Here is a 7,646-nt window from a genome sequence, read left to right on the forward strand (position 1 = left end):
CGGCGGAGCAGGTCGACGGCGCGGACCGTGGCGTGACCCCGCCACTCCAGGGCGCCGACCGGTGAGATGACGGCGTAGTCGACGGTCCAGCCGCCGTCGTCCTGCTGGAGGGCGGCCAGGCGGTCGAGGTCGGCCTCGACCACCTCCGGCGCGAACAGCTCCCGGGCCGGGCGGCCGGGATCGGGGGCGAAGTCGAGAGGGCGCATCGCCTCCTCGGCCGTGCCGCCTTCGACGTGCACCCGGCCGTCGGCGGGGATGTACGCGGCGAGGCGCTTCAGCAGCCCGGCGGCCTCGGGGTGGACGTCGTCCACGGCGTCCAGGAGCTGCACCGAGAACGCGAGGATGTGGGCGGGGGGCGCCTGGTCGAGCGCCGCGATCGCGTCGAGGCAGTACCGGGTGGCGCGCTCCAGCCACGGGTGCCCGGCGACGGCCGGGTCGTGGGCGGCGACCCGCCACGCGGTGGCCGCCGTGACGGCGGTGATCTGCAGCGACGACGCGCCGGTGTCGGCGTCGCGCCACCAGGGGGCGGTACCGGCGGCGACGGTCTGCGGCAGCGCGAACGGCACGCCGCCGTCCGGCAGGGTCACCGACTCCAGCCAGTCGCAGACCTGGACGGAGCGCGGGTCGGCGGCGGGGGCGATGTCGGCCAGCGCCTCGAAGGCGTGCAGCGCGGCACCGGGCTGGCTCTCCGGCGACCGGAGGTCGGGTTCGAGCCCCCAGCCGTACCCGCCGTCGGGGTTCCGGTACCCGTCGAGGGCGCCGAGCACCCCCCTGGGGTCGGCCCGCCCGGCGGGCGCGGTGAGCAGTTCGAAACGGCGCCGGTCCAGCACCCGCGCATGCGTGGCCATGAACGCGGCGGCGGCGGAGAGGTCGACGGTCATACCCCCACTCTGACCGGCCGCCCCTCCCCGCGTCTTGCAGGAAACGGCCATTCGGAGGGACGCCGGTGGGCGGGACGCGCCGGCCCCAGCGGCACCCGCCCGGGGCGCCGTGCCTTCAAGGCGCGCTAGCCGTCGACGCCGTACAGCAGCGTCCGCCCGACACCGATCACGACGGCGGCGGACAGCAGGATGAGCGGCAGGCGCAGCTCGTGGGCGCCGGCGTCCGTCGCGGGGCGCGGGTCGACCCGGCCCGTCGGGTCGTAGGCGACCCGCAGGACACCGCCCGCGTCCGCCGCGTCGTCGGTGGTGGACAGGTGGGACGGCCCGCCGCCGGGGCAGTCCAGCCGGTAGTCGTGGTACGTGGTGTACGTGGTGTGGGTGAAGCCGTCGGCGCCGGTGGTCGTGGTCGCCTCCTCGCGCAGGTCCTCGGCGAGGACCGCGCAGTCCGCCTCGCGGCCGCGGTCCTCCAGGACGGCGGCCGGGAATGCGCTGAGCAGTGCGCCGAGCGCCCACAGCGTGAGGGCGGCCGGGACGAAGGTGATCACCTCGTTGAGGAAGCACCAGCCGAGCAGCCCGAACGCGGCGAGCGCCCCGAGCGCGGTCCACGCCATCCCCGGCCCCGGCCCGTACGCCGCCAGCGCCAGGCACCCGGCGAGGATGCCGGCGGTGGCCACCGGCACCCCGACGGCCGCCGCCGTCCCGTACCCCAGCTCCCGCCGCGGCACCCCGCCCCCGATGAACATCGCGCCCTCCCCCGCTCGCCCACCCCCAGCCAAGACGACGCGGCGCCCCGGCGGAAGGCCTCCGCCGCATCCGGCCGCGCGGGTTCCTCGGGCGGGCCCGGCGGATACGCCCCCGCTACCCCGTGACCTGGGCGAGGAGTTCGAGGAGGTGGTGGTAGGGGCGGCCGGTGGCGCGGGTGAGGCCGATCTCGCAGGTGCGGTTGACCGAGGCGTGGGCGGTGAAGTCGCGCGAGGTGACCGACGCGGCCTCGGCGCGGGTGGCCGACGCCGTCAGCTCGGGGTGGAGCATGCCGCGGTCGCCCGCGAAGGCGCAGCACTGCCAGCCCTCCGGGACGACGACCTCCTCGGCGACGGCGGCGGCGACGCGGGCGATCGCCGCGTCCAGGCCGAGGCGGACCGACGAGCAGGTGGGGTGCAGGGCCAGGGAGGGCAGTCGGCGGCCCTCGGGCAGGCGGGGCAGGACGTGGTCGGCGACGAACGCGACCGCGTCGACCACGGTCACGGCCGGGGACGCCGCCGCGGTGAGCCGTTCGAAGCCCTCGGTGCAGGACGCCGCGTCGCTGACGACCGGGACGCGCCCGCCGTCCGTCGCGGCGGTGAGGGCGTCGCGCACCCGAGCGCCCATGGCGTCGTACCCGCCGGTGAGCCCTTTGGACGACCACGGGGTGCCGCAGCACAGGTCGCCGATGCCGGTCGGCACGTGCAGCCGCAGCCCCGCCCGGTCGGCGAGCCGCCGCACGGCGTCCAGCACGCCCGGGCCGCCGTCGGCGGGCGCGAACAGGGTGCTCAGGCAGGACGGTACGTACACGGCGTCGGCGTCCGCCACCGGGTCGGGCCGGCGCGGGCGGCCGCCCCGCGGCAGGTCGCGGGTCCACCGGGGGACGGTGTCGGCGCCGCCGACGGCGCGGGCGGCCCGGGTCGCCGCCTCGGGCACGGCCGGCGGCACGGCGGCGGCCGTGTCGAGGGCGAGGTCGCCGGCCCGGGTGACGGCGCCCCAGTGCCGGGCGGCCGTGCGCCACCCCGCCCGGGCCACGCGCCCGTTGCGCTCGGCGCGCAGCCGCTTGGTGAGGTCGCCGGTGTTGATGAGGACCGGGCAGGCGGTGGCGCACATGCCGTCCACGGCGCAGGTGTCGACGGCGTCGTAGCCGTACTCGCGTTCCAGTTCGCGGACCAGGCCGTGGTCGCCGCGCGCCTCGGCGGCGGCGAGTTCGCGGCGCAGCACGATGCGCTGGCGCGGGGTGGTGGTGAGGTCGCGGCTGGGGCAGACGGGTTCGCAGTACCCGCACTCGACGCACCGGTCGACCTCGGGTTCGACGGTGGTGACGGGCTTGAGTCCGCGCAGGTGCGCCTCGGGGTCGTCGGTCAGCACGACGCCGGGGTTGAGCAGCCCCGCCGGGTCGCAGAGCCGCTTGACCTCGCGCATGACCTCGTACAGCTCGTCGCCGTACTGGCGGCGGACGAACGGGGCCATGACGCGCCCCGTTCCGTGCTCGGCCTTGAGGGTGCCGCCGCGGCCGAGGACGGCGTCGACCATCTCCTCGGTGAATTCGGCGTAGCGGCGGGTGCGGTCGCCCGCGCCGAAGTCCTCGTTGAGCATGAAGTGCAGGTTGCCGTCCTTGGCATGGCCGAAGACGACGCTGCGCTCGTAGCGGTAGCGGGTGAACAGGTCGCGCAGGTCGGCGCAGAGGTCGGCGAGCGCCGGCACCGGGACGGCGACGTCCTCCAGCAGGGCCGTGGTGCCGCTGGGCCGGGCGCCGGCGACGGAGGCGTACAGGCCCTTGCGGATGTGCCACAGCGCGGCCCGGTCGGCGGCCGCGCGGCTGAGGCGGGCGGGCGCGGTCAGGGGCAGCCCGGCGAAGGCGTCCTCGGCCGCGCGCACCCGCTCGTCCAGCAGGTCGGGATCGGACTCCTGCCACTCCACCAGCAGCGCGGCGTGGTCGGCGACCGCCAGGGCCCGCAGGTCGGCGTCGGCGCGCGCGTCCTGCCGGGCGACGCGCAGCGACTCGGCGTCGAGGAGTTCGACGGCGTCGGGGCGGGTCGCGGTGATCTCGGGCATCGCGGCCATGGCCTCGTGCAGGGTGGGGAACACGACCAGGCCGGTGGCGGCGAGCCGGTGCGCCGGCACCGTGCGCAGGACGGCCTCGGCGACGAAGCCGAGGGTGCCCTCGCTGCCGATGACGAGGTGGGCGAGGATCTGCGCGGGCGAGGTGTGGTCGAGGAAGCTGTTGAGCCCGTAGCCCATGGTGTTCTTGAGGGCGAACTGGGCGCGGATGCGGCGCACCGACGCGGCGTCGCCGCGGATCCGGTCGCGCAGCCGCTCCAGCCCCCGGGCCAGTTCGGGTTCGCGGGCGCGCAGCCGCGCGTCGGCGTCGGGTGCGGCCGTGTCGATGACGGTGCCGCCGGCCAGCACCAGCACCATCGACTCCAGGGTGCGGTAGGTGTTGGCGTGTACCCCGCAGGTCATGCCGCTGGAGTTGTTGGCGACGACGCCGCCGATGGTGCACGCGGACTCGCTGGCCGGGTCGGGGCCGAGCTTGGTGCCGTGGGGGGCGAGCCGGGCGTTGACCTGGCGGAGGACCGCCCCGGGCTGCACGCGGACGCGGGCGCCGCCGTCGAGGACCTCGACGGCGCGGAAGTGCCGCCGCGTGTCGACCAGGAGGTGCTCGCCGACGCCCTGCCCGCTGAGGCTGGTACCCCCGGAGCGGAAGGTCAGCGGGACGCGCTGCTCGGCGGCGACGCGCATGAGGGCGGCGACCTGGCCGGTGTCCTCGGGGACGACGACGGCCTGCGGGGTGAGCAGGTAGTGGGAGGCGTCGTGCGCCATGCCGAGGCGGTCGCTCGCGCGGGCGCGGGTGGTGCCGGGGGCGGTGGCCTCGATCGCCGCCAGGACGGCGGGGTCGGGCGGGGCCAGGCGGCGCGGCCCGGGCGGGGCGATGCTCATGGCGGCCTTCGTTCGTCGAGGCGCGGCGGGCGGCCGTGCCGGTGGTTCGGCCGCGCGGTCGGGCGGACCTCGGGGCCGGTGGGTCCGTCCGGGCGGGGCACGGCGCGGCCGGACCGGGCACCCAGTATGCCCGCGCGGTGTCCCCGTTGATCATGGCGGCCCCGGGGAACACGCCGCGTGTTCCCCGGGGCGGCCGCCCCGATGCGCCGGCGCCCGGGGGTGGCCCGGTGTGGCCGGAGGCGGCCACGGCGGCGGGCGCGGGCTTGCCGGACGCCGTGCGGCGCGGGATCGTCGGGGCGGTGCGGGCGGTCCCGTCCGCCCGCGACGACGGGAGGGCCGCCATGCGCCCACGGGTCCGGAACACCGCCATCGGGACCGCGGTCCTCGCCGCCGCCTTCGCGGGCGCCGCCGCCTACGTGCTGCTGCGCGGCCGGCGCGGGCCGAAGGGCCGGCGGCTCGCGGGCGGCGGCGGGCTGGTGCTGAAGTTCCGCGACGCCGAGTCGGGCGTGGTGTCGCTGGTCGACCCGGAGACCGGGGTCGTGGTGGGTGAGGCGGTGCCGAGCGACGTGTACCCCGGGAAGTGGCGCGCGGCCGTGGCCGATCCCCGCATCGGCTACGGGTTCGTGCGCGTGAGCGGGGCGGCGGAGGAGGTGGTCGACCTTCCCCAGGTGGGCACCGAGGTCTTCGCCAGCGCCGAGGAGGCCGCCCGCGCCGTCGCCCGCAACCGCGTCCGCTGACCCGGCCGCGCCGCCGCCCGCTCGGCCCCGCTCGCGCGCCGGAGCGCGCGCCGGGTCAGGGCTGCGGCTCGGCGAGGGCGTACCCCGCCTCCTCGACGGCGGCGCGCACCTCCGCCGCCGCCACCTCGCGGTCGGCGCTCACCTCGATCCGCCCGCTGTCGACGTCCACCGCGACGCGGGTGACGCCGGCGATCGCGCGCAGCCCGGCGCCGACGGCCTCCGCGCAGTGCCCGCAGGCCATGCCCTCCACGGTGAAGGCGCGCGTGCTCATCGCGCCTCCCCCGCGTCGCCGTCGGCGGGCAGGGAGCGGGTGAGCATGTGCGCCCGGCGCAGCCGGCCGTCGGGGGTGAACCGGCCGAAGAAGTACACGTCCAGGGCGAGCCGCCGCCCCCGCTGTTCGACGCGCAGCGTGTAGCGGGCGGTGAGGAGGTCACCGTCGACGGCGGCGTCGTGCACCTCCACCCGGCCCTCGGGCCGGTTCCTCCGTACGGGCCGGGTGTGGGCGATGAGGCGCTCGCGGTCCATCCGGTGGCCGTCGGCGACCTGGACGACGTCGGGCGTGTGGTAGCGGTCGACGACCTCGGCCGGGTCCGCGTCGTCCACCAGCAGGTCCGCTGTGAAGGAGGAGAGGAAGCCGGTGAGGAAGCGCGCGGGGTCGGCGGTGAACGGGGGCACAGGCCCTCCCGTCGTAGGCGTTAACTCTTACTCGCTGTAAGATATATACCCCGAGACAACTCTGACAAGGTGTACGAGATGACCTCTTCCCAGGCACGCAACCGCCGCGCCGACGCGCAGCGGAGCAGGGCGGCGATCATCGACGCCGCCGTACGGGTCATCGACGGCGATCCGGACGCCGGGGTCGAGGCGGTCGCCGCCGCCGCGGGCGTCACGCGGCAGACCGTCTACGCCCACTTCCCGGGCCGCGAGCACCTGGTGCGCGCGGCCGTCGACCGCGCCACCGAGGAGACGGCGGCCGCCATGGACGCCGCCGACCCCGGCACCGGCCCGGCCGCGGAGGCGCTGGTCCGCCTGCTCGACGCCGCCGCCCGCGCGGCCGCCCGCCGCCCGGGGCTGGTCCGCGCGGCCGCCGCGCTGCCGACCACCCCCGACGCCGAATACGACCGCCACCGGCCCGTCACCGACAGGATCGGCCGGGTCGTCCGGCGCGGACGGCGGTCCGGGGAGTTCGACGGCCGGCTCCCCGTCGACTGGCAGGTCGCCGCGGTCATCGCCCTCGCGCACACGGCGGGCACGGAGTCGGCGGCGGGCCGCCTGTCCGCCCCGGCGGCCGCCGACGCCCTCCGCACCTCCCTGCTCCGGCTGCTCGCCCCCGACCGCCCGGACCGCGCGGGGTGACGCGGTCGGCCGGGGGCGGACGGGTCACTGCTTCTCGGGCGGCGGGTCGGGAAGGGTGCCGGTGCGGACGAGGTGGTCGGCGAGGTCGCGCAGCTTGGTGTTGTACCGCTGCGACGCCTTGGACAGCAGGAGGAACGCCTGCTGGTCGGAGAGGCCGTAGCGCTCCATGAGGATGCCGGTCGCCTCCCCGATGCGCTGGCGGGTGCGCATGCCCTCGCGCAGGTGGGAGGCGCGCCGGGCGCCCGCGAGCGCCACCGACGCGTGCGCGGTCAGGACGGCGCCGACCTCGTGCGCGCGGGCGTCGAACGCGTGCGGCCGGGACGCGTAGAGGTTGAGTCCGCCCAGGGTGTCGTTCGGGGTGAACAGCTGGAACGACAGCATGCTCTCGATGCCGTACTTGCGCACCCGCGCGGTGAACTTGGGCCAGCGGCGCTCCTCGGCCATGTCGTCGATGGAGAAGACGTCGCGCACCCAGACGGCCGACAGGCACGGCCCCTGCCCGAGCCGGTGCTGGACGGCGTCGACCTGCTCGACCACCGGGGCGGTGGCGGCCTCGGTGGTGATGACGCCGCCCTTGCGGACGAGCATCACCCCGGCGTACTCGGCGCCGTCGATCTCGCGCACGGCGAGCGCCGTGATGCCCTCCAGGGTCTGCTCGACCGAGTCGGCCTCGGCCAGTCCGCGCGCCATCTCGGCCAGGACCCGCGCGGATTCCTCCGTGCCGCCGCTCATCGTCGACGTCCTCCTCCGGTGGTGCCGTCGCCCGGCACCGCTCCGTCGGGCGCCGGGCCATGGGGTGCGCGCCTGCCCCGCGCGGCGCCGCCGAACCGCGCCCGTCGGCGGCGGTTCGGCCGGTGGGCGGGGGGCGGTACCGGCCGCGCCCGGGAGGCCGGTCGGCCGCCCCGGACAACGGGCGCCCCGGACAACGGGCGGCTCCTCGGGCGGCTCCCCGGTGGGTGCTCCGGCGGGTCGGAGGCGGGCGCCCGCC

Annotated in this window: 8 protein-coding genes; 2 read left to right on the forward strand and 6 right to left on the reverse strand. The window is 77.3% G+C overall.

The window, feature by feature from the left end; translation table 11 throughout:
- The 3 genes from NT8_RS25955 to NT8_RS25965 form a co-directional block, all read right to left on the reverse strand.
- A partial coding sequence (locus NT8_RS25955) for a hypothetical protein (protein ID WP_067975064.1) occupies positions 1-881 on the reverse strand: 881 nt, incomplete at its 3' end.
- 125 nt (positions 882-1,006) lie between these two features.
- On the reverse strand, positions 1,007-1,624 hold the full coding sequence (locus NT8_RS25960) for a hypothetical protein (protein ID WP_067975066.1): 618 nt from the start codon (positions 1,622-1,624) through the stop codon (positions 1,007-1,009).
- Positions 1,625-1,739: 115 nt separating this feature from the next.
- Positions 1,740-4,565, reverse strand: coding sequence for an FAD-binding and (Fe-S)-binding domain-containing protein (locus NT8_RS25965; RefSeq protein ID WP_067975069.1), 2,826 nt, complete (start codon positions 4,563-4,565; stop codon positions 1,740-1,742).
- Between the two features lie 341 nt (positions 4,566-4,906).
- Between NT8_RS25965 and NT8_RS25970 the strand changes: the two genes are divergently transcribed.
- Positions 4,907-5,302, forward strand: a complete 396-nt coding sequence (locus tag NT8_RS25970) for a hypothetical protein (RefSeq protein WP_157515980.1) — start codon at positions 4,907-4,909, stop codon at positions 5,300-5,302.
- A gap of 55 nt (positions 5,303-5,357) precedes the next feature.
- On the opposite strand, the gene NT8_RS25975 is transcribed toward NT8_RS25970, so the two are convergent.
- The gene (locus NT8_RS25975; protein ID WP_067975075.1) at positions 5,358-5,573 is read right to left on the reverse strand and encodes a heavy-metal-associated domain-containing protein; all 216 of its coding nucleotides are present in this window, start codon (positions 5,571-5,573) and stop codon (positions 5,358-5,360) included.
- Positions 5,570-5,977, reverse strand: a complete 408-nt coding sequence (locus NT8_RS25980; protein ID WP_067975079.1) for a nuclear transport factor 2 family protein — start codon at positions 5,975-5,977, stop codon at positions 5,570-5,572. Before NT8_RS25980 ends, NT8_RS25975 begins: the two co-directional genes overlap by 4 nt.
- Positions 5,978-6,055: 78 nt before the next feature.
- Between NT8_RS25980 and NT8_RS25985 the strand changes: the two genes are divergently transcribed.
- Complete coding sequence (locus NT8_RS25985; RefSeq protein ID WP_067975082.1) at positions 6,056-6,658, forward strand: TetR/AcrR family transcriptional regulator; 603 nt, start codon at positions 6,056-6,058, stop codon at positions 6,656-6,658.
- A gap of 24 nt (positions 6,659-6,682) precedes the next feature.
- Here NT8_RS25985 and NT8_RS25990 read toward each other — a convergent pair whose 3' ends face one another.
- Complete coding sequence (locus tag NT8_RS25990; protein ID WP_067975088.1) at positions 6,683-7,390, reverse strand: GAF and ANTAR domain-containing protein; 708 nt, start codon at positions 7,388-7,390, stop codon at positions 6,683-6,685.
- Positions 7,391-7,646: the final 256 nt, after the last annotated feature.

Source organism: Nocardiopsis trehalosi NBRC 14201, from assembly GCF_001552555.1.
GTDB lineage: Bacteria > Actinomycetota > Actinomycetes > Streptosporangiales > Streptosporangiaceae > Nocardiopsis_B > Nocardiopsis_B trehalosi.